This is a genomic window from Comamonas sp. UBA7528, assembly GCF_002479375.1.
Classification (GTDB): Bacteria; Pseudomonadota; Gammaproteobacteria; order Burkholderiales; family Burkholderiaceae_C; genus Comamonas.
On the sequence record NZ_DLMU01000008.1, the window covers coordinates 134,630 to 155,994 of the forward strand.

A 21,365-nucleotide genomic window follows, 5' to 3' on the forward strand; every position below is an offset into this window, starting at 1 on the left:
AGGCTGCAGGGCAGCCATGGGCGCAGTGCCTGTGTGGCACTGTGCGGTTTTGGCCGGGTTTATGCAAACTCGGCCAGCGCCTTCTTCATTTTCTTCATGGCGGCCACTTCGATCTGGCGGATGCGTTCGGCACTCACGCCGTACACGGCTGCCAGCTCGTGCAGCGTCATGCCGCCGGAGCCGTCATCGTTCACCTTCAGCCAACGCTCTTCCACAATGTGGCGGCTGCGGTCGTCCAGCGCCTCCAGCGCCTGGGCAATGCCGTCGGTGGCCATCACATCGCGCTGGCGCGATTCGATCATGGCTGTGGGCTCGTGGGCGCCGTCGGTCAGGTAGGAGATGGGGCCGAAGGCCTTGTCATCGTCGTCGCTGGGCGAAGGGTCCAGCAGCACGTCGCCACCCGACAGGCGGGTTTCCATCTCCATCACTTCCTCGCGCTTGACGTTCAGTCTGGCGGCGACGGAGTCGATCTCCTGTGCGGTCAGCGTGTCGCGGAAGGTGTTGTCGCCGGTTTCGATGGCGGCATCCGCCTTGAGCTCTTGCTTCATCGAGCGCAGGTTGAAGAACAGCTTGCGCTGGGCCTTGGTGGTGGCCACCTTCACCATGCGCCAGTTCTTCAGGATGTACTCGTGGATCTCGGCTTTGATCCAGTGCATGGCGTAGCTGACCAGACGCACGTTCTGGTCGGGGTCAAAACGCTTGACCGCCTTCATCAGGCCCACATTGCCTTCCTGGATCAGGTCGCTGTGGGGCAGGCCATAGCCCATGTACTGGCGCGAGATGGATACCACCAGGCGCAGATGGGACATGATCAGGCGCCCGGCGGCATCCAGGTCGTTGTGTTCTTTGAGCTTGCGCGCATAGTCCTGCTCTTCCTCTTGGGTGAGCATGGGCAGGCGGTTTACAGCGGAGATGTAAGCATCCAGATTGCCCAGCGGCGGCACCAGAGCCCAAGGATTCGCAGGTGCCAGAGCCGTTGCAGCCGTAAGGGTGCCCGTCTGTGTAGTCATTGCATTGATCCTTTCTTCCATAAATCCATATTAGCACTCTCTATGACTGAGTGCTAAGGCATAAGTTCCCGCGATGTAGGGCCAGGGGTCGTGACAAGTTGTCGCAGGCTCCGTACACCGTCACAGGATTTGTACTGGATTTGGAGGGCGCCAGTGCGTGGCACGTATAAAGCCTTGTAAATCATTGTTTTATCAAGATTTCATGGCTGGTGCCTGGAATGCCGGGGCGGCGGCCCTGGCGGCTGAGTGTGCACTTCCTGCCGCAGGGCGGTGCGGTGAAGCCCTTGCGAAAAGTATGTCCAAGTGCCCGCAGCGGGGCACTTGGACATACCCTGCTTAAAAGACAGACCGGGTTTGTCCCTGTCTAAGAGATTTTCAATGAAAGCGATTGCTCGATTTCATTGCGTGATTTGGGGGGCGGAAGCTACAGAAGCACGTCCGTGGGGGCGGGGCTTCTGATTCCGGTTACTCCAGCAGCAAGCTGCCCTCGCGCGCCACGATCTGACCGTGGGCGATGACCAGTGAGCGAACGGGGCGGGCGGCCACGGCGTGGGCGGGCGTCTGGGCGGGCACCAGCACCAGATCGGCTCGGCTTCCGGGTGTGAGGCCATAGTCGGCGAAGCCACAGACCGTGGCACCTGCGTGGGTGACGCAGTGCAGCGCTTGCTCGACTTCATCGTCGCGGCGCAAGTTGTAGCGCATGCCGATGAACATGGCGCGTTCCAGCATGTCAGGGCGGCCGTAGGGCGACCAGGTATCGCGGATACCGTCGTTGCCGCCAGCCATGGGCACGCCCGCGCGCTGGCAGGCACCCAGCGGCGGCACGCTGCGCGAAGGCGGCGCACTGGTGACCAGCGACACACCCAGTTTGGCCATGCGCGCCAGCAGCGCGCTGCGCTGGGCATCGCTCACATCGCCCAGGCAGAAGCCGTGGCTGATCACCACCTTGTTGTGCAGGCCGTGTGCTTCGGTACGGTCCAAGATCAGCTGGAGCGAGAAGGCGCCCATGTCGCCGGGCTCGTGCAGGTGGATGTCGAGCGGCTTGTTGTGGCGCTCGGCGATCTCGAACAGCACGTTCAGCGATTGGGCCGGGTCCAGGTCGATGGCACAGGGGTCCAGACCGCCCAGCACGTCCGCCCCCATGGCCAGGGATGCATCCAGCAGCTGTGCCGTGCCCTTGCGCTGCAGCAGGCCCGATTGTGGGAAAGCCACCACCTGAATATCTTGCCAGGGCGCCATGTCCGCGCGGGTCTGCAGCAGGCCCGCCACATGCTGGGTGCCAATGTCCGTATCCACGTCGGCGTGACTGCGGATGCGCGTGGTGCCCAACGCGAGAAACTCGCGTGCCATGCGCAGCGACTGGCTCGCACTGTCGTGCCGCGTTTGGGCGCGGTAGGTGCGCTCGTTGTTGATCTTGTCGACCAACTGGTTGCCCACCTCGTTGACGTACCAGTCCTGGCCCCAGAGTGTCTTGTCCAGGTGGGTGTGGGATTCGATCAGGCCGGGCAGTAGCAGTTGGCCCCCGCCGTCGATGCGCTCGGTACCTTCGGGTGTGTTCAGCGAGGTGCCCATGGCCGCGATACGGCCTTGCTCGATCAACAGGTCGCAGGCTGGCTCGCCCATGGGGCGAACGTTCTGCAGTAAAAGGCTGGAAGTGCTCACGTTGAATGTTTCCTGTAGGGATGGAGCCTATCGCACGGCACCGATTTCGGGCGTTGCGATCTGGCGCATCTTCTGGGCGTCTGCCAGGATCAGCTTGGCGAACTCAGCGGGCGTGCCGCCCGATTGGCCAATGCAGGCCTGGTCCAGCATTTTGATGACTTGGGGTTCGCGCATCGCTGCATTGATCTCGGTGTTCAGGCGTGTCACCACGGTCTCCGCGACACCCTTGGGGGCGAAGATGCCGGTCCATACGCCGAAGTCATAGTTGGGCAGTGCCTTGCTGGCCGACATGGCGGGGATGCCCTTCAGGACTTCACAGTGGGTCTTCGAGGTGGTGCCCAGTGGCTTGACCTTGCCCTCTTTGAGGAAACCCAGCACCGAAGGCACCATGAAGTAGCCGTAATCCACATTGCCGCCGATGATGTCGGTCAGCATGGGTACGCCGCCCTTGTAGGGGACGTGCTGTATCGACACCTTGGCCTGCTGGTTCAGCATTTCACCGGCAATGTGCAAGGCCGTGCCAATGCCGGAGGACGCAAAGGTGTCGGCACCTGCCTGGGTCTTGGCGCGCGCGAGCATGGCCTCGACCGAGGTGACAGGCACCTTGGGGCCGGCGACCAGCACCATGGGCATGACGCCCACCAGTGTGACCGGGCGCAGGTCCTTGGTGCCATCGTAGGCAATGGCGCTGTTGAAGTGGCGGGCCAGCACGATTTCGCTGTTGGACGCCAGGATGATGGTGTTGCCGTCTGGCTTGGCGCGCACCACACGCTGGGTGGCGATGGTGCCGCCAGCGCCGGCCACGTTATCCACAATCACCGGCACGCCCAGACGGCGGGACAGCGGCTCGGCGATCGTGCGCGCCAGCGTGTCGGCCGATCCGCCGGCGGTGAAACCCACCACCAGGGTGATGGGGCGGTCCGGCCACGCGGCGTGGGCGAAGGCGGATGCACCAGCCAGCGACAGGGCCGCCAGGGCTTTGAGAGGAAAAGCGGGAAGTTGCGCCATGGGTGAAAACTTTCTAGGGAACAGAGAAAAGACTCAGGCCGACAAGTGCCCGACAGGCGACGCAGAACGTCCGCTGATATGGCATGTCTCTCCCCATTGGTATGAGCTGGTTCAATACAATGGTTAATCAAATTTTATATTTTGGTTAACCAAAATTTTGGGTGAGACTCATATTTGTGCAGGTATTGCGCGTAAACCCTGATGCCTGGCGACGGCGGGTCCCCTGACTTGAACGCGGGGTGCCCGTGCCGCTAAGATTTCAAGCCTGTTGTCTTTGTGCTGTCCATGTCCGCCTCTTCCCGCCGCCTTGCTCCCCATGTCCCCAGCGAAGAGCCTGTAGCCGATGGCACAGTCAGTGTGGACGAACGTGTCTATGAGGCGATTTCGCGGGCGCTGCTGAGCGGCAAGCTGCGTCCCGGCACGCCCTTGCGCGAGCGCGCGCTGGCCGAGGCGCTGGACTGCACCCGGGGTGCCGTACGCAAGGTGTTTACCCGCTTGGGGGCTGAAAAGCGACTGGTGCTGGAGCACAACCGGGGGGCCTTTGTGCCCAACCCGACGGTCGAGGAGATGCGCAGCATCTACCGTGCGCGCCGCATTGTCGAGGCAGGTCTGGTGACCAGCCTGTGCGGCCAGTTGAACGCTGTGCAGACAGAGGCGCTGCAGCGTCATGTGCAAGCGGAATACCAGGCGATGGAGGATGGGCGCCGGGCAGACTCTATCCGGCTGGCCGGTGAGTTCCATCTGGTGCTGGCACACATGGCGGGTAGCGAGGAGTTGCTGTCATACATGCAACGCCTGGTGAGCACTACGGAGTTGTACAAGGCCTTGTTTGACAGTGTGGCCGCGACCGTATGTGCTCCCCGCGAGCACCAGGAGATCATCAACGCCTTGCTGGGCGGCGCACGCGATAAGGCCTTGGCCGTGGCCATGGCCCATCTGGATGAGCTGGAGCAGCGGGTGATCCATGGTGCGGTGGCTGAGCGCGAGGTGGATCTGGTGAGCTTGCTGGCGGGCAGTTCAAGCACATCTGGGTGTTAGCAGGCAAAAGTTCAGGCACATCGTGGAGGTCTGCCACGCCGCCATCACGGGGGGAAGTCTGTGTGCAGCCAGAGATGGCGTGAACTGCCCTAAGCTGCCATGGGCCGCTTTTCCGTGTGCAGTTCTTGCGCGACTGGTACTCCAGTTCATGGAGGTGCAGTGTGCCCAGGAACCGGGCGGGATGGCCGCCGCCGTGGGGCTGGCCCAGCAACTAGGGGCGGTCGCGGACTGGGCAGGACGGCGCGCAACAACCACTCGCCCGCGAAGGCAGCAAGGTTCTGCACGGGCCGCCAGTGCGTGGCACGTACAAGGCCTTGTAAATCATTGTTTTATCAAGATGCCATGGCTGGCATCTGGAATGCAGAGGCGGTGGCCCTGGCGGCTGAGTGTGCACTTCCTGCCGCAGGGCGCTGTGGTGCAACCGTTGGAAAAAATATGCCCAACTGCCGCGCAGTGGGGCACCATCGGCCCCTGTTGCCAACCGCCGGAGCGTTGCATGAGCCAGATTCCCCCCACCCGCCCCTCCAAGGGCTTTGCCTTTCGGGGTGTCAGCGTGGTGACCACCACCGTGCCCACGGCCGAAGATGCCCAGCGCCTGTCCCAGGGGGCGGTGCAGGCGCAACTGGCAGCCTGCGCGCAGGTGGACCAGATCACTTCCCACTATCTGTGGAACGGGGAATTGCAGGCGTCGCCCGAGTGGCGCCTGGTGTTCAAGACCGTGCCGGATGCGGTGCAGCCGCTGCTGGAATGGCTGCGCAGCCAGCATCCTTACGAGCTGCCGCAGCTGCTGCTGCGCGGCGAACAGGCCCAGCACGATTACGGCCAGTGGGTGGCACAGAATGTCAAGGCCCCCATGCCGGTCCGGGATGCCAAACGCTAGAGACGGTCTGCGCTGGAGGGGGCTGACACCGTTGTGCAGGCCGTGTTCCAAAAAGAAAGCCCTGCGGAGCAGGGCTTTCGGTCGTAGAGGGGAGGGAGGCGCCGTAGCCTGCGTCAGGCCAGCAGCGCCTGGGCAAATTCCCTGGCGTTGAAGGTTTCCAGGTCTTCTACCTTCTCGCCCACGCCGATGAAGTAAACGGGGATCGGCTTTTCCTGGGCGATGGCCGCCAGCACGCCACCCTTGGCCGTGCCGTCCAGCTTGGTCACGATCAGGCCGGTCAGGCCCAGGGCCTCGTCAAAGGCCTTGACCTGGTTGAGCGCGTTCTGGCCGGTATTGCCGTCGATCACCAGCAGCACCTCGTGCGGGGCCGTGCCATCGGCCTTGCTGACCACGCGCTTGATCTTTTTCAGCTCTTCCATCAGGTGCAGCTGGGTGGGCAGACGGCCTGCGGTATCGACCAGCACCACATCCTTTTTGCGGGCCTTGCCGGCGGAGACCGCGTCAAAGCTGACCGCTGCGGGATCGCCGCCTTCCTGGCTGACAATTTCCACCGTGTTGCGGGTGGCCCAGACGCCCAGCTGTTCGCGCGCTGCAGCGCGGAAGGTGTCGGCGGCGGCCAGCAGCACGGTCTGGCCGTTGTCGGCCAGGTGCTTGGTCAGCTTGCCGATCGACGTGGTCTTGCCCGCGCCATTGACGCCGGTCACCATCAGCACGGTGGGCTGGTGTTCGCCAATCGTCAGCGGCTTTTGCAGCGGGGCCAGCAGATCGGTCAGGGCCTCGGCCAGCAGACCTTTGACGGAGGCCGGCTCGGTGGTCTTGCTTTCCTTGACGCGGCGCTTGAGGTCTTCCAGCAGGTGCTGGGTGGCTTTGACGCCGGTGTCGGCCATCAGTAGGGCGTCCTCCAGCTCTTCATACAGGGCATCGTCGATGCGCGTGCCGGTGAAGACGGTGGTGATGCTGGTGCCGGTCTTGCGCAGGCCCGCCTTGAGGCGGTCCATCCAGCCCTGGCGCTCGCCCGCAGCTTCGGGCTTGGCCTGGGGCTCGGCGACGGCGGGCACGGAGAAATCCGACGGCACGGCTTCGACCGGGGTAGCATCCGCCTTGGCGCCGCCAAAGGTGTTGCGCAGCCAGCCCATGGTGCCGCCTTTGGCGGCTTCGCCAGTGGCAGGCTGGGGCAAGGCAGGGGCTGGCGCGTCAGACAGGGGTGCCTGCGCATCGGGCCGTACATCCGCCGCTTCGGGAGCGGCAGACTCGGTGTGTGGGGGCTTTTTCTTGAAAAAACTGAACATTGGTGGATTCTTAGAATCACTCCATTCTATGAAACGTACCCTTACCCTCCTAGGACTTGTGGCAAGTGCCGCACTGGCGCAGGCCGGTTCTGCGGATGCACCGGCCACGCCATCGGTGTCGTCTTCGCTGGCCGAATGGGCTGTCGCAGCCCCTGGCGCGGCTTCCAGCGTGCGCCAGTACCAGCTCTCCAATGGCATGCAATTGATTGTGCAGCCGGACAAGCGTGCCCCCACGGCCGTGAACATGGTCTGGGTGCGGGTGGGTTCCATGGACGAGGTGGATGGCACTTCGGGCGTGGCCCATGTGGTGGAACACATGATGTTCAAGGGCTCGGCCAAGGTGGCGCCGGGCGATTTCTCGCGCAAGGTGGCCGCTCTGGGCGGGCGTGAGAACGCTTTCACCAACCGTGACTACACCGGGTACTACCAGCAGATTCCGGCGAACAAGCTGCAGGAAGTGATGGCCCTGGAGGCCGACCGCTTTGCCAGCAACCAGTGGCCGGATGCCGAGTTCACCAAGGAAATCGAAGTGGTCAAGGAAGAGCGCCGCATGCGCACCGAAGACCAGCCGCGCTCGGTGCTGATGGAGCAGATGATGGCCACCGTGTTCCAGTCCTCGCCCTACCGCCGCCCGGTGGTGGGCTGGATGGACGATCTGGACGCGATGACGCCCGACGATGTGCGCCAGTTCCAGAAAGCCTGGTATGTGCCGGCCAATGCCGTCATCGTGATTGCCGGAGATGTCGATCCCGACCAGGTCAAGGTCTGGGCGGAAGCCACCTACGGCCAGATTCCGGCTCGCACTGTGCCAACGCGCAAGCCGCGCACCGAGCCTGCGCAGATCGGCGTGCGCCGCATCGAAGTGAAACAGCCGGCCGAGCAGGCCTTTGTGGCCATGGCCTACCGCGCTCCGGCCTACCGCAATCTGGCCCAGCCCACGGCCGAAGACCGCGACGCACTGGCGCTGCTGGTGCTGTCCGCTGTGCTGGACGGCTATGACGGTGCGCGCCTGGAGCGGGCCCTGGTGCAAGGCAAGGGCCGCGTGGCCGATGGGGCTGGCAGTTCGGCCTCGGTATTCGGCCGGGGGCCGGCGCTGTTCATGTTGACCGGCGTGCCGGCCAAGGGCCATACGGCGGCGGAAGTGGAAAAAGCCCTGCGTGGCCAGATCCAGCGTATTGCCAAGGACGGTGTGCAGGCGGCCGAGCTGGAGCGGGTCAAGACCCAGTGGATGGCCTCGAATGTGTATGAGCGGGACTCGGTCTTTGCACAGGCACAAAGCCTGGGCAGTTACTGGACCATGGGCATGCCCGTGGATGCCGAAGACCAGGTGCTGCGCCAGTTGATGGCCGTGACGGCCGAGCAGGTGCAGTCCGTGGCCCGACGCTATTTTGGTGACGACCAACTGACCGTGGGCGTGCTGGTGCCCCAGCCCCTGGCGGGCAAGAAACCCCGCCCTGCCGCCCCTGTCAGCGGCGATCTGCACTGAGCGCCAGGAGAGATTTGGTCATGAAGAAGATGAAAACCATTGCGGCCTGCGCCTATGCGGCATGCACCGTGGCAGGCCTGGGCGTGAGCAACGCCTGGGCACTGCTGCCCATCCAGCACTGGACCCAGGCCAGCGGCGCCCAGGTCTGGCTGGTGGAAAGTCCCAGCATTCCCATGGTGGATGTACAGGTGGCGTTTGATGCCGGCAGCCGCCGCGACCCGGTGGACAAGTCCGGTCTGGCCACTGCCGTGGCGTTGATGGCTTCCAAGGGTGTCAAGGCCGACGGCAAGGCGGCGGCGCTGGACGAAAACAGGCTGGGCGAAGCCTGGGCCGATCTGGGGGCCTCGTTCGGAGCGGGCGCCGGGCAGGACAGCTTCAGCTATTCGCTGCGCAGTCTGACGGTGCCGGATCTGCTGAACCGCTCGGTGGACCTGGCCTCGCGCCAGATGGCACAGCCCAGCTGGCCGCAGGACGTGTGGCAGCGCGAGCGCGCCCGCTGGAGCGCGGCCATCCAGGAAAGCAGCACCCGCCCTGGCACGGTGGCCGGCCGTGCCTTCGGCAAGCTGGTGTACAGCGGCCACCCCTACGGCATGCGCACCACGGAGCAGACGCTGGCCCATATCCAGCTGGGCGACATGCAGGCCCTGCATGCGCGATCGTTCCAGGCCTGCCGTGCCAAGGTCAGCGTGGTGGGGGCGGTGAACCGCGCCCAGGCCGACACCCTGGTGCAGCAGTTGCTGGCCCGCTTGCCTGCCAATGACGGCAAGGGCTGCCTGCCTCTGCCCGCCGTGGCAGAGGTGCCAGCTCTGAGCAAGGCGGTGGAGGAAAAGATTCCCTTCCAGTCGGCCCAGGCCCAGGTGCTGGTCGGCCAGCCTGGCATTGCGCGCAAGGACCCCGACTTTCTGGCCCTGCTGGTGGGCAACCACATCCTGGGCGGTGGCGGCTTTGTCTCGCGACTGATGGAAGAGGTGCGTGAAAAGCGCGGCCTGACGTATGGCGTGAGCAGCGACTTTGCGCCCGGTCTGCATGCCGGTGCCTTCGTCATCAGCCTGCAGACGCGGCCCGACCAGGCGGAAGAGGCACTGAAGGTCTCGCGCGAGGTGCTGGCCCGGTTCGTCGCCGAAGGCCCCACGGAAGCCGAGTTGCAGGCAGCCAAGGACAATCTGATCGGTGGCTTCGCCCTGCGCATCGACAGCAATGCCAAGCTGCTGGGCAATGTGGCCAATATCGCCTGGAACGGCCTGCCTCTGGACTATCTGGACCACTGGACCGACCGCATTCAGGCCCTGACCGTGAACGACATCCGCGCTGCCGTGCAGCGCGTGCTGCACCCGGACCGCATGGTCACCGTGGTGCTCGGAGAAAAGAACAAGTGAGCCGCAACAGTTATCGCACCCTGGACGAAGCCCTGGCCGTGGAGGCCAAGCTCAAGCGCCGCCAGGAAAAAGCCCAGCAGGAGGCCGAGACCGCAGGTGCTGCCGTCAAGAACGCCGCCAAGGCTTCCGCTGCCCGTGCCAAGCAAGGGGGCGGAAACAAGGCGCCGCGCCAGGGCAATACCGGTAGCGGAGAGATCCGCATCATCGGAGGCGCTTGGCGCCGCCGGCGCCTGCCTGTGGCCACCCGGCCTGGCCTGCGCCCCACGCCCGACCGCGTGCGCGAGACTCTGTTCAACTGGCTGGGCCAGGACCTGGGGGGCTGGCGTTGCATCGACGCGTTTGCCGGCACTGGCGCACTCGGACTGGAAGCCGCTTCGCGCGGCGCCGCCGAAGTGTGGATGGTGGAGCAGGATGCGGCGTTGATTGCCCAGATCCAGCGGTTGCAGCAGCAACTGGGGGCCACGGCGGTGCGTGTGCAGCGTGGTGATGCGCTGGCCGCGCTGAAGCAGGCGGCGCCCGGCCAATGGCATGCGATCTTTCTCGACCCGCCGTTCGGCGCTGAAGCGCTGTTTCAGCCCGCGCTGCAGGCAGCCGCCCAGGCGGTGGCTGCGGATGGCTATGTCTACCTGGAAGCGCCCGCGGCCTGGGACGATGCCGCGCTGGAGGCTGTCGGTCTGCAGGTGCACCGCTACCTGAAAGCCGGCATGGTGCACGCGCATTTGCTGCGCAAGCGCCCGGAGGCTGCTGCAGCGGAGTAATGCCGATGCAGGCCACTGCTGCGCGCAAGCAGATTGCACAAGAGGCTCTGCTGGGCCTCTTTTTGATGGTGCGCAGGCATCTTCCAGGGGACAGGGTGGCGGGATGGGCAGCGGCATAATGGCGCTGCTTTTTTTGACAACCCTGCAGAACAAGGAGGCCTGTCCATGTCCCATCCCCCGGTGATTGCTGTCTACCCTGGCACTTTCGACCCCATCACCCTGGGCCACGAAGACGTGGTGCGCCGTGCCTGCCAGCTGTTTGATCGGGTGATCGTGGCGGTGGCGGCGGGCCACCACAAGAAAACGCTGTTCACGCTGGACGAGCGCCTGGAGATGGTGCGGGAGGCGGCGGCGCCGTACTCCAACGCCACGGTGGAGAGCTTCTCCGGCCTGGTGCGCGACTTTGTTGTGGCCAAGGGCGGCAAGGCCATGGTGCGCGGGCTGCGTGCGGTGACCGACTTCGACTATGAATTCCAGCTGGCCGGGATGAACCGCCACCTGATGCCCGAGGTGGAAACCGTATTCCTGACGCCGGGTGACAAATACCAGTTCATCAGCAGCACCTTTGTGCGCGAGATTGCCTCGCTGGGCGGCGAGGTGGACAAGTTTGTTTCTGACAGCGTGCAGGCGCGCTTGATGGCCAAGGTGGGACGCGCTTGAGCCCGGCCAGGGGGGCTGAATACCCTCTGATGTCTGGCCTTTGGTCGCTGGCTTAGGGGGCGCTGCTCAGTGGGCGGCGGGTTGGTAGGGCGTGAGCAGGTCGTGCACAAAGCGCAGCTTGGTGATGGCGCCGCCGGACAGGGCAAACGGATAGGCGTGGTCCTGGCCCAGACTGCGGTTCAGGCTGTTGAGCAGCAGGGTCAGCGGCACCCAGGCGCGTAGCATGGCGTTGAAATCACGGCCTTGCGGTGTGAACGGGTCCTGCACGGTGTGCGGCCCCAGCTCTCCCGGTATGGTCAGCTGCGTGCGGTAGCAGGCGGCTGTTTCCATCAGATCCACCATGTGCAGATAGTGGGCCCAGGTTTCTGCCCAGTCCTCCCAGGGGTGGGCCGTGGCATAGGCGCTGACATGCTGCTCCTGCCAGCCATAGGGGCCGGCAGGACCCACGTGGTAGTGGGTCTGCAGCGCCTGGCCATAGTCCTGGCGCTCATCGCCAAACAGGGCGCGGAACTGTTCCAGTGCGTGTGGCTGGGCATGGACCAGCACATCCCAGTAGAAATGCCCCGATTCATGGCGCAGGTGGCCGACCAGCGTGCGGTAGGGCTCATGCAGTGCCATGCGGCGGCGCGTGCGTTCGTCGTCATCGGCTTCGGCCACATTCAGCACAATGGTGCCGCTGCGGTGGCCGGTCATCACCGGCTGGCCGGGTTGGTCTGCCAGGAACTCGAACTCGGGTGCCACCACGCCGTCCAGGCGGGTCAGGTGCAAGCGGGCCAGGGTGTAGAACAGGCGGCGCTTGGCATCTTCGATCACTTTCCAGCGGCGCAGATTGGCGAGGTCTGACAAATCCGGCAGCCAGCGGGTTTGCCGGCAGGAAATGCACAGCGGTTGGGGATCGTCCGCAGGTACGGCAAAGTTGCACGCTTGGTAGGCCGTGTGGTTGCTGCACAGCCGCCAGCGTCCGGAGTCCGTGCGACCGGCATCCTTGGACTGCCAGAGTTCGGCCGCAGGGGCGGCCGTGGGCATGGCCTGGACGGCGGGCACCGAGGGGGTGCCTGCGGGCAGAGCCGGGGTGAGTGCCGCCATGCGCAGCCATTCGGGCACAAAGGCCAGCGTGCTGCCGCAGTGCACGCAGCAGGTGCTGTCGAAGAAAACCAGGTGGCCGCAGTGATCGCAATTGAAGGCGCGCATAGCGTGTAGCTTACCGAATGGCAAAGCCCCAAAAAAATGCCGGCAAACGCGTAAGCATTTGCCGGCAACTGGGGCTCCGGGGCCCGTCATGGAGGAGGGGCTGCGCTGCAGGCGCGGTGAGCGGCCGCAGCGCAGCGGGGGTCAGGGACGGACCACGATGCTGTTTTGCACGGCCCGGACGTTCTTGGTGTTGCGTGCAATGGATTCCGCACGGTCTTTTTCGGCCTGGCTCTTGGCAAAGCCCGACAGCTGCACCGTGCCCTTGAGGGTTTCCACACTGATGGCGGTGGCCGACACGGACTTGTCTTCGGCCATCTTGGCCTTCACCGCCGTGGTAATGGCGGAGTCATCGACATAGGACCCCACGCTTTGCTGGTCGCGGACCACGGCACAACCGGTGGTGACCAGGACGGCGGCGCCCATCAGGACAGACAAGGTGATGGCACGGGTGGTTTTCTGCATAGAAGCTCCTTATGTGGTCTGTTGGGAGGGAGAAAGGGAAGAAGGTGAGGGGCGCTTTGCCATACCGTGCCTCGGGTGAGATCCCAAGGCACGTGGTGGAGCGGTGGTGCGCCAGCGCCTTAGCGGCGACGCGAGCCCATCAGCAGTGCGGCGGCGACGGCGGCACCCGCAGCGGCGGCCAGCAGGATGGACTTTCCGGGCTGCTCCACCACATAGCGCGTGGTGGCTTCGGATGCCTGCTGGAACTGGCGGCGTGCGCGTTCGGAGCTGTCGGCGCAGAACTGGATGCTGCGCTCTGCCATGGCCTGCGCCTTGGCGGCGAAATCGTCGATGGTGGGGTTGAGCTCGCGCTCCACCGCATTGAAACCGTCCTGGGCCTTGTCAAACGCATGGCTGGCCGCCGCACGGGTGTTGCGCATGGCGTCGCGGGCGCTGTCGGCCACGTTGCCGGCAAATTCCTGGGCGCTGTGGGCGGCTTCCTTGGCGGCATCCCGGGTGGCATCCGCAGCCTGGTCTACGCGCTTTTGGGTATCTTCAGAAAATGGCATGTCATGGATCCTTTATAGGGTGAGGGCAGCATTCATCCCTTTTTGAGAAGACTGAGCACAAAAGTGATGACGGCCATGATCACGAACACATAGAACAGAATCTTGGCAATGCCCACCGCGCTGGCGGCAATGCCGCCAAAGCCGAAGACGGCGGCAATCAGGGCGATGACCAAGCAGACGATGGCGTAGTGCAGCATATCGTTCTCCGCTAAGAGTGAAACCGCTTCCCAATGTTGGAAGGCAGATGGACCACTGTAGGGCCAGCTGTAACAGCGAGGTGACGGTCCCGGGGATGGCTCGGCGTCAGCCGGGAGGGTGCAGAAGTGTCAGTCTGGGACTACAAAAAAATGGCTTGCCAAAGCAAGCCATGGGGAGCCCGGGGCGCGGGGGTCAGGCGGCAATCGAGGATTGGGCCGTGGGAATCACCGCAGAGATGGTGGTGCCATCGCCCAGTGCGGAGGTGACGGTCAGGCGGCCGCCTGCGGCTTCCACCCGGTGGCGCATGCCGGCCAGACCGTGCGAATTGGGACGCACGCTGTGCATGTCAAAACCGTTGCCATTGTCCTGGATCTGCACCGCCACATAGGTAGGGTAGTTGTGCACGCTGACCACCACCCGGGACGCACTGGCGTACTTGCCGATATTGGTCAGCGACTCCTGCACGATGCGGTAGACCGTCAGCTGCGTGGCGTCGGGCAGTTCCACCTGCTCCAGGCTGCTTTCCACCTCGATGTTGGAGCGCTGGGCGAACTCGCGGGTCAGGATTTCCAGTGACGTCGTCAGGCCCAGGTTGGAGAGGGACGACGGGCGCAGGTCTTCGATGATGCGGCGTTTGAGGGCAATGCCGCTGTTGAGGGTTTCCGTCAGGTGCATGATGCGGTCCGCCACTTCGGGCACCGTCATGTCGATGCGGGATTTGAGGCGGGCCACGTCAAGCTTGGCTGCTGTGAGCAAGGATCCCAGTTCGTCGTGCAATTCACGTGCGAGATGGCCGCGTTCGTCTTCGCGTACCTGCTGCAGGTGGTTGGCCAGTTCGGTCAGGGTGGCGGTGCGCTCGCGCACCAGGTCTTCCAGGCGGCTGCGTTCCTCGCTCTGGATTTTCTGTTCCCGCTTGTACACATCCTCCAGGGTGTGGGTCTGGCGCAGGTACATGTAGAACGCCAGCAGGCCGATTACCGTCACGGTAGCAATCCCCAGGCGGGACAGCCACAACGCGTTCTCGACATCGCTGCGTTTGGCCTCTGCACGGGCATCGCTGCTCTCCGTCAGCTGCCGGGTGTAGCTGCGGATGGCGTCCATGTTTTGCTTGCCCATGTCGGTGAACATGACGAAGCGCCAGGCTTCCTCATTGCCTTCGCGGAACAGGCGCAGGCTCAGCTCCATCTCGGCCGTCTTGCGGGAGACCTGGCGGGAGAGAGGAGAGAAAATGGTCAGGTCATCGGGCTCATCGATGAACAGTTCGCGCAGCTGGTCCATGTCACCGTTGATCGATGTGACGGCCTTGTTGTAGGGCTCTAGATAGCGTTCGTCGCTGGTCAGCAGATAGCCTCTCAGCCCAGTTTCTGCATCCAGCATGTTCTGCATCAACTGGTTGATGGCATTGCGCGTGCTTTGGGTGTGCGCCATGGCTTCAAGCGCCTGGTTGGAGCGTTGGTACCCAACCTCATTGATCGCCACCATGGCGATGGCTGCCAGCATGGCCAGCGGCAAGCTGATGGCCATTCGGCGTATTTGGGACCACTTCATCGAAATCCTCCTGCGGTCACGAGTGTGGTGCAGTTATTCTGCATAATCAAGTTGCTTCAGACGCGATGTACGTTAGCAATGACCAGTGGATTTCTGCATACAGAAACCTGACTGTGTGCCTTACTCAGAGGAGAAACGATTCGATGATCAAAGTAGGCATAGTCGATGACCACGCGATTGTTCGTCAGGGTTTACGCCAATACCTGTCCGAGCATGTGGATTTAAGGGTGGTGGGGGAGGCTTCGAATGGCCGTGAAGCCATTGATCTGGTGAGAGAGCAAGAGATTGATGTATTGCTGATGGATTTGTCCATGCCCGGACAAAGTGGCCTGGATGCCCTGGCCATGTTGCGGGCCAAGGCGCCGGATATGGGAATTCTGATCCTGAGCGGTTATCCCGAAGAGCATTACGCGATCAATCTGATTCGCCAGGGTGCCAGCGGTTATCTCAACAAGGAATGCGAACCCAAGGAAATTGCCGAAGCCATTCGCACCATTGCGCTGGGGCGCCGCTATCTGACGCCCACGGTGGCCGATTTGCTGGCGCAGCAACTCAATCGCAAGGACGATGCGCCGCCCCATGAGCAACTGTCAGAGCGCGAATTTCAGGTTTTCCTGAAACTGGCCAAGGGGGAAACAGCAGGCGATATTGCAAAGTCTCTGTCTCTAAGTGTAAAAACTGTAAGTACGTACAGAACGCGTTTGATGGAGAAAATGTCGCTCTCCTCCAATAGCGATCTGACCTACTACGCGTTGAAAAACAAGCTCATTGATTGAAGACTGTGCGCCATAAAAAAAGCTGCCGGAAGGCAGCTTTTTTTTATGGGCGGTTGCGGGGCTTTTATGCCGCGGCACTTTGCTGTGTGCAGTAATCCACCAGCGCATCGATTTCATTCGATTTATCGAATACCGCATCCACGCCCAGCTGGGAACAGCGCGCCCTGACATCGGCCGTGGCGTAGTTGCTGAGCACCACCATACGCTGCTGCGCAGAGCGTTCCTGGCAGGCCGCCAGCACGCCGAGGCCGCTGCCCTGGCGCAAAAACAGATCCACGATGGCAATATCCCAATGGTGGCCATTCGCGGACAGCCAGGCCGTGCCTTCGGCTTCGGTTTCCGCAATACCCACGGTCTCCACATCGGCCAGCTCAGAAAGCGTTTCGATCAGGTTCTCGCGAATCGTGGCGTTGTCTTCAACGATGTATGCGCGCAGTTTCACTGTAGATAACCATCAAGTGGGGGGACGCAATGCGGACATGGTAGGTGCGGAGTGGCAAGTGCCGGTGTGCACTTTGTACGGACCATTCTGCCAGCCTCTGAGATGTAAAAGGGTAGGCAGAATCCTACATTTTTTAACCGCATACCTTGCATTCTGTGTTGCGGTGCGCGCGCATCCGGCTCCATTCCATGCTGCGACCCTCCAGCATCAGCAACTGCCCTGTCATGGACGTGCCTGCCCCGGAAAGCAGTTTGAGGGCTTCCGTGGCTTGGAGGCTCCCCATCACGCCGACCAGCGGGGCAAAAACGCCCATGGTGGAGCATTGCACCTCTTCAAACTCGGCATCGGCGGGGAACAGGCAGGCATAGCAGGGGCTGTCGGGCTGGCGTGGGTCAAAGACGCTCAGCTGCCCGTCAAAGCGGATCACGGCGGCAGCCACCAGCGGAACCTGGTGGCGCATGCAGGCCGCGTTGATGGCGTGGCGCGTGCGGTAGTTGTCGCTGCAGTCCAGCACCACGCTGGCGTGCGGCACTGCGTGGTCCAGCAGCTCGGAATCGGCACGCTGCTGTACGCAATGCACTTTCACACCGGGATTCAGCGCATGCAGTGCGGCGGCCAGGGACTCCACCTTGGGCATGCCCACACGTTCGGTGGTGTGGCCGATCTGGCGCTGCAGATTGGTCAGGTCGACCGTGTCGTGGTCCACCAGCGTGATCTCGCCGACACCGGCCGATGCCAGAAACAGCGCTGCCGGGCAGCCCAGACCGCCTGCACCTATGACCAGGGCGTGGGCATCCAGAATGCGCTGCTGGCCTTCGATGCCGACCTCATCCAGCAGGATGTGGCGTGAGTAGCGCAGCAGTTGATCGTCATTCATGGCAGTGGGCCCATATCGTTGCGAGAAATGAAAAAGCCGGGAGCATGGCGTCCCGGCTTGGGTGAGCGGCGCAGGCGGGAAGCCTGCCGTGCTCATTCTTCCTTGGTTTCTGCGGGGCGCTCGGTCAGGGTCTTGCTGACCTTCACCGACTTGCCTTGCAGCTGGTTCAGCGCCTGGCGCAGCTGGAAGTCCTTGTCGGAGCCGAACTCCGGCAGACGGCGCTCGGAAGCCGGCTTCTTGGCCTCTTCCTCCAGGCGCTTGCGGGCTTCTTCACGGGCCTTCTCGCGGGCTTCGTCCTTGACTTCCTCGCCCTGTCCGCTGGACAGGTGCTTTTCCAGATCGGCTTCGCGCATGCGCAGTGCCGCATACATATCGCCGTCGGCGGTTTCATCCACCATCACATCGGGCACGATGCCCTTGGCCTGGATGGATTTGCCGCTGGGCGTGTAGTAGCGTGCCGTGGTCAGCTTCAGGCCGGTATCCGGGCCCAGGGGGCGCACGGTCTGCACCGATCCCTTGCCGAAGGTCTGGCTGCCCATGATGGTGGCGCGGTGGTGGTCCTGCAGGGCACCGGCCACGATTTCGCTGGCGGATGCCGAGCCTTCGTTGACCAGCACCACCAGCGGCACTTTCTTCAGTGCGGCGGGCAGGCGCTGCAGCGGATCACCCTGGCCACGGCGGGCGTAGAACTCGGGATCGGCCTTGAAGGTGGCCTTGCTTTCCTGCAACTGGCCGTTGGTGCTGACCACGGTCACGCCCTGGGGCAGGAAGGCCGAGGAAATCGCCACGGCCGCATCCAGCAACCCGCCCGGGTCATTGCGCAGGTCCAGCACCAGGCCCTTGAGCTGGGGGTCTTGCTTGTAGATTTCTTCGACCTTGCGTACAAAGTCGTCCACCGTGCGTTCCTGGAACTGGCTCAGGCGGATCCAGCCGTAGCCGGGCTCGATCAGCTTGCCCTTGACGGACTGGGTCTTGATCTCTTCGCGCGTGATGGTCACAGGGAAGCTGCGGCTCTCGTCCTTGCGCAGAATGGTCAGTGTCACCTTGGTGTTGGGTTCGCCGCGCATGCGCTTGACCGCATCGTTCAGCGACAGGCCCTTGACCGCGGTTTCGTCGATCTTGGTGATCAGGTCGTTGGTCTTCAGGCCGGCACGGTCGGCCGGGGAGCCTTCGATCGGGGAGACGATCTTGATCAGACCGTCTTCCTGCGTGATCTCGATGCCCACGCCCACAAAGCGGCCCGACGTGCCTTCCCGGAATTCCTTGAAGGACTTCTTGTCGAAGTACTGGGAGTGCGGATCCAGGCTGGCCACCATACCGGAGATGGCATCGGTGATCAGTTTCTTGTCATCGACCTGCTCGACATAGTCGGTTTTGACGATGCCGAACACTGCGGACAGCTGCTGGATCTCTTCCAGCGGCAGCGGCGTCATGGCGCCACGCGCCACGGTCTGCAGCGATACCGTGGTCAGTGCACCAGCCAGTGCACCCACCGATACCCATCCAGCAATTTTCAGTTTTTGGCCCATAGATCCATACCTTTGACACAGCAATATACACCGGGGGCCTTGGCCCTTTGGGGGTCTGGGGTCCGAACCCGGTGCAGATACCTAGAGCGTGCTGCGGCCCCGCGTCAGGCCTTGCCCTGGGCGGCCACGGCAGCGGCGGCCTTGGCAGCGGCTTCGGCATCACCCAGGTAGTAGCTGCGGATGGGCTTGAGGTTGGCGTCCAGCTCGTACACCAGGGGAATGCCGTTGGGCACGTTCACGCCCACGATGGCGTCATCGGCAATATGGTCCAGGTACTTGATCAGCGCACGGATGGAATTGCCGTGGGCGGCCAGCACCACGCGCTTGCCGGCCAGGATGGCGGGGGCCAGGGCGTCGTTCCAGAACGGCACCACGCGGGCCACGGTGTCCTTCAGGCATTCGGTCAGCGGAATCTGCTCGGGCTGCAGCTCGGCATAGCGGCGGTCGCCACGTTCGCTGCGGGGGTCGGTGGCTTCCAGGGCGGGTGGCGGCACGTCGTAGCTGCGGCGCCATTGCAGCACCTGGGCTTCGCCGTACTGCTTGGCCATGTCGGCCTTGTTCAGACCCTGCAGGCCGCCGTAGTGGCGCTCGTTCAGGCGCCAGCTGTGTTCCACCGGCAGCCAGGTACGGTCCATCTCGTCCAGGGCGTGCCACAGGGTGCGGGTGGCGCGCTTGAGCATGCTGGTGAAAGCCAGGTCGAAGTCATAGCCTTCGGCCTTGAGCAGACGGCCTGCGTTCTTGGCCTGTTCCACGCCAGTGTCGGTCAGGTCCACATCGGTCCAGCCGGTGAAACGGTTCTCGAGGTTCCAGGTGGATTCGCCGTGGCGGATCAAAACGAGCTTGTACATGGGGTCCCTTGGCGCGTCACGCGCGCGGCAAACAAAGAAGTGAGCGGATCGTGAAAAACCGCGATTTTAGGCCGCACGGGACGCCCTTGGCAGCAGTCAAGCCCGTGCGCGGGGGCGGGCCGGGGAACTCCCCCTAGAATTGCGCGGTTTGCTATCCCGAGGATTGACGTGCAATTTTTCATCGAGAACTGGTATTTGTTCCTGCTGGCCATTGGTTCCGGCGCACTGCTGATGGTGCCTGCCCTCAAGGGTGCGGGCGCTGGCAGCCTGACTCCGGCTGACGCCGTGCAGCGCATCAACCGCGAAAAAGCGGTGGTCGTCGATGTGCGCGAGGCCGAGGAATATGTGACCGGTCACATCACCAACGCCAAGAATATTCCCCTGGCACAGCTGGACGAGCGCCTGCCCCAGGTGGCCAAGAACAAGTCTGTCCCCGTGGTGCTGGTCTGCGAGAAGGGCGCCCGCGCCGTGCGTGCCGAAGCCATGGCCAAGAAGCTGGGCTATGAAAAGGCCCAGGCCCTGGCCGGTGGCATGAAGGGCTGGCGCAATGCCGGCATGCCGGTTGTAAAAGCCTGATCCGCCCCCACATAGAGGGGATATGCAGCTGGGGTTCGCCCTGCGGACCGGTTGCAGCCCTTACCACCGAGGAGAGATTTCCATGCAAGCCGTCAAGATGTACACCACTGCCGTGTGCCCGTACTGCATCCGTGCCAAGCAGATCCTGAAGTCCAAGGGCGTGGAGCAGATCGAGGAAGTGCGCATCGACACCGACCCCGCTGCCCGCGACCACATGATGCAGTCCACCGGACGCCGCACGGTGCCGCAGATCTATATCGGCGATACCCATGTGGGCGGTTGCGACGATCTGATGGCGCTGGATGCCAAGGGTGGTCTGCTGCCCCTGCTCAACGTCTGATCCCTGCCGTGTGCCCATGCCCAGCCAGACCGCGACTGCATAATGCACGCCACGCCCGCTGCGCAGCCTTTGCGCCGGCGGGCTTTTTTGTATAGCTCCGGTTGCTTTAGACCTGAAAGACTGACTCCATGTCCGAACAAGAAAACCCCGTGTTCCAAATCCAGCGCGTGTACCTGAAGGACCTGTCGCTGGAACAACCGAACTCGCCCGCCATCCTGCTGGAGCAGACCCAGCCCAGCGTCGACATCCAACTGGGTGTGGAAGCGACCCCCGTGGCCGAAGGCATCTTTGAAGTGGCCGTGACCGCCACGGTGCAGACCAAGATCGAAGACAAGACCGTGTTCCTGGTGGAAGCCAAGCAGGCCGGCATCTTCGAAATCCGCGGCATCCCCGAAGAACAAATGGGTGGCGTGATCGGCGTGGCCTGCCCGCAGATCATCTATCCCTACCTGCGCGGCAACGTGGCAGACATCGTGACCCGCGCCGGCTTCCCGCCCGTGCACCTGGCGGAAATCAACTTCCAGGCCATGTACGAGCAGCAAGCCGCTGCCCAAGCCGCACAGGCCGACGGCGCACTGCCCCAGTAAGCACCGCAGGCAGGCGGCCCTGGCGCCGCGTGCCGATGTGCTCTGGACAAAGAGGCCCTGCGGGGCCTCTTTGCATTAGGCCCTGCCGCGCGCAGCACACTGGCATGCCGCCATCCGGCTGCTTTGACCCGGGTTCGGATAACTTTCGGATACCTGTGGCCTGCTGCGCTGCACCAAGGCGGGTGTGCCAGCGCGTACCATGCTGGCTGCATGTCCCGTGCTGCGCTGCAGCGCCGGGAAAGAACAAACCTTCAAGGTGCCGCTAAAGCATATGGA

General features: G+C 63.4%; 23 protein-coding genes. 10 read left to right on the forward strand and 13 right to left on the reverse strand.

The genetic code is table 11. The features are described from left to right. Nucleotides 1–59: 59 nt before the first annotated feature. The 3 genes from rpoH to B3349_RS09585 form a co-directional block, all read right to left on the reverse strand. Nucleotides 60–1,010, reverse strand: coding sequence for an RNA polymerase sigma factor RpoH (gene rpoH, locus B3349_RS09575; protein WP_291588407.1), 951 nt, complete (start codon nucleotides 1,008–1,010; stop codon nucleotides 60–62). A 465-nt stretch (nucleotides 1,011–1,475) separates the two neighbouring features. Continuing rightward, complete coding sequence (locus B3349_RS09580; RefSeq protein ID WP_291588408.1) at nucleotides 1,476–2,672, reverse strand: amidohydrolase family protein; 1,197 nt, start codon at nucleotides 2,670–2,672, stop codon at nucleotides 1,476–1,478. A gap of 27 nt (nucleotides 2,673–2,699) precedes the next feature. Further along, nucleotides 2,700–3,680, reverse strand: coding sequence for a Bug family tripartite tricarboxylate transporter substrate binding protein (locus B3349_RS09585; protein ID WP_291588409.1), 981 nt, complete (start codon nucleotides 3,678–3,680; stop codon nucleotides 2,700–2,702). Between the two features lie 285 nt (nucleotides 3,681–3,965). Between B3349_RS09585 and B3349_RS09590 the strand changes: the two genes are divergently transcribed. Then, nucleotides 3,966–4,718, forward strand: coding sequence for a GntR family transcriptional regulator (locus tag B3349_RS09590; protein ID WP_291588410.1), 753 nt, complete (start codon nucleotides 3,966–3,968; stop codon nucleotides 4,716–4,718). Nucleotides 4,719–5,214: 496 nt separating this feature from the next. Further along, nucleotides 5,215–5,598, forward strand: coding sequence for a divalent-cation tolerance protein CutA (cutA, locus tag B3349_RS09595; protein WP_291588411.1), 384 nt, complete (start codon nucleotides 5,215–5,217; stop codon nucleotides 5,596–5,598). Nucleotides 5,599–5,711: 113 nt separating this feature from the next. On the opposite strand, the gene ftsY is transcribed toward cutA, so the two are convergent. After that, nucleotides 5,712–6,887 carry a signal recognition particle-docking protein FtsY gene (gene ftsY, locus B3349_RS09600; RefSeq protein WP_291588412.1) on the reverse strand — a complete coding sequence of 392 codons (1,176 nt, stop codon included), beginning with the start codon at nucleotides 6,885–6,887 and terminating at the stop codon, nucleotides 5,712–5,714. Between the two features lie 28 nt (nucleotides 6,888–6,915). On the opposite strand from ftsY, the gene B3349_RS09605 reads away from it, so the two are divergent. From B3349_RS09605 to coaD, 4 genes are all read left to right on the forward strand, one after another. Further along, a complete protein-coding gene (locus tag B3349_RS09605) occupies nucleotides 6,916–8,373 on the forward strand; it encodes a M16 family metallopeptidase (RefSeq protein WP_291588413.1) in 1,458 nt (485 codons plus the stop codon). Nucleotides 8,374–8,393: 20 nt separating this feature from the next. Further along, nucleotides 8,394–9,749: a M16 family metallopeptidase gene (locus B3349_RS09610; RefSeq protein ID WP_414646873.1), complete on the forward strand. Its 1,356-nt coding sequence runs from the start codon at nucleotides 8,394–8,396 to the stop codon at nucleotides 9,747–9,749. Continuing rightward, entirely contained in the window at nucleotides 9,746–10,507 is a 762-nt protein-coding gene (gene rsmD, locus B3349_RS09615) for a 16S rRNA (guanine(966)-N(2))-methyltransferase RsmD (RefSeq protein WP_414646874.1), read from the forward strand. The genes B3349_RS09610 and rsmD overlap by 4 nt, the downstream gene beginning before the upstream one ends. A gap of 165 nt (nucleotides 10,508–10,672) precedes the next feature. Next, nucleotides 10,673–11,167 carry a pantetheine-phosphate adenylyltransferase gene (gene coaD / locus B3349_RS09620; protein ID WP_291588414.1) on the forward strand — a complete coding sequence of 165 codons (495 nt, stop codon included), beginning with the start codon at nucleotides 10,673–10,675 and terminating at the stop codon, nucleotides 11,165–11,167. Between the two features lie 66 nt (nucleotides 11,168–11,233). On the opposite strand, the gene B3349_RS09625 is transcribed toward coaD, so the two are convergent. The 5 genes from B3349_RS09625 to B3349_RS09645 form a co-directional block, all read right to left on the reverse strand. Beyond that, entirely contained in the window at nucleotides 11,234–12,358 is a 1,125-nt protein-coding gene (locus B3349_RS09625; RefSeq protein ID WP_291588415.1) for a zinc-binding metallopeptidase family protein, read from the reverse strand. Nucleotides 12,359–12,499: 141 nt separating this feature from the next. After that, nucleotides 12,500–12,820 (reverse strand): BON domain-containing protein, encoded by a 321-nt coding sequence (locus B3349_RS09630; protein WP_066539439.1) that lies wholly within the window; start codon nucleotides 12,818–12,820, stop codon nucleotides 12,500–12,502. Nucleotides 12,821–12,939: 119 nt separating this feature from the next. Next, nucleotides 12,940–13,368 carry a hypothetical protein gene (locus tag B3349_RS09635; RefSeq protein ID WP_291588416.1) on the reverse strand — a complete coding sequence of 143 codons (429 nt, stop codon included), beginning with the start codon at nucleotides 13,366–13,368 and terminating at the stop codon, nucleotides 12,940–12,942. Between the two features lie 32 nt (nucleotides 13,369–13,400). Further along, nucleotides 13,401–13,565 carry a DUF1328 domain-containing protein gene (locus tag B3349_RS09640; protein ID WP_083520533.1) on the reverse strand — a complete coding sequence of 55 codons (165 nt, stop codon included), beginning with the start codon at nucleotides 13,563–13,565 and terminating at the stop codon, nucleotides 13,401–13,403. Between the two features lie 193 nt (nucleotides 13,566–13,758). Beyond that, nucleotides 13,759–15,114, reverse strand: coding sequence for a CHASE3 domain-containing protein (locus B3349_RS09645; RefSeq protein ID WP_291588417.1), 1,356 nt, complete (start codon nucleotides 15,112–15,114; stop codon nucleotides 13,759–13,761). Between the two features lie 143 nt (nucleotides 15,115–15,257). Between B3349_RS09645 and B3349_RS09650 the strand changes: the two genes are divergently transcribed. Next, on the forward strand, nucleotides 15,258–15,890 hold the full coding sequence (locus tag B3349_RS09650; RefSeq protein WP_291588418.1) for a response regulator: 633 nt from the start codon (nucleotides 15,258–15,260) through the stop codon (nucleotides 15,888–15,890). A 64-nt stretch (nucleotides 15,891–15,954) separates the two neighbouring features. Here B3349_RS09650 and B3349_RS09655 read toward each other — a convergent pair whose 3' ends face one another. From B3349_RS09655 to gpmA, 4 genes are all read right to left on the reverse strand, one after another. Further along, complete coding sequence (locus tag B3349_RS09655; RefSeq protein WP_291588419.1) at nucleotides 15,955–16,332, reverse strand: response regulator; 378 nt, start codon at nucleotides 16,330–16,332, stop codon at nucleotides 15,955–15,957. A 133-nt stretch (nucleotides 16,333–16,465) separates the two neighbouring features. Further along, nucleotides 16,466–17,209 (reverse strand): HesA/MoeB/ThiF family protein, encoded by a 744-nt coding sequence (locus B3349_RS09660; protein WP_291588420.1) that lies wholly within the window; start codon nucleotides 17,207–17,209, stop codon nucleotides 16,466–16,468. Nucleotides 17,210–17,301: 92 nt separating this feature from the next. Continuing rightward, on the reverse strand, nucleotides 17,302–18,738 hold the full coding sequence (locus B3349_RS09665) for a S41 family peptidase (protein WP_291588421.1): 1,437 nt from the start codon (nucleotides 18,736–18,738) through the stop codon (nucleotides 17,302–17,304). 104 nt (nucleotides 18,739–18,842) lie between these two features. Next, nucleotides 18,843–19,586, reverse strand: coding sequence for a 2,3-diphosphoglycerate-dependent phosphoglycerate mutase (gene gpmA, locus B3349_RS09670; RefSeq protein WP_291588422.1), 744 nt, complete (start codon nucleotides 19,584–19,586; stop codon nucleotides 18,843–18,845). Nucleotides 19,587–19,754: 168 nt separating this feature from the next. Here gpmA and B3349_RS09675 point away from each other — a divergent pair, with 168 nt between their 5' ends. From B3349_RS09675 to secB, 3 genes are all read left to right on the forward strand, one after another. After that, nucleotides 19,755–20,162 carry a rhodanese-like domain-containing protein gene (locus B3349_RS09675; protein WP_291588423.1) on the forward strand — a complete coding sequence of 136 codons (408 nt, stop codon included), beginning with the start codon at nucleotides 19,755–19,757 and terminating at the stop codon, nucleotides 20,160–20,162. 82 nt (nucleotides 20,163–20,244) lie between these two features. Further along, nucleotides 20,245–20,502 (forward strand): glutaredoxin 3, encoded by a 258-nt coding sequence (gene grxC, locus B3349_RS09680; RefSeq protein ID WP_291588424.1) that lies wholly within the window; start codon nucleotides 20,245–20,247, stop codon nucleotides 20,500–20,502. A 128-nt stretch (nucleotides 20,503–20,630) separates the two neighbouring features. After that, nucleotides 20,631–21,089, forward strand: coding sequence for a protein-export chaperone SecB (secB, locus tag B3349_RS09685; protein ID WP_066539427.1), 459 nt, complete (start codon nucleotides 20,631–20,633; stop codon nucleotides 21,087–21,089). Nucleotides 21,090–21,365 lie beyond the last annotated feature (276 nt).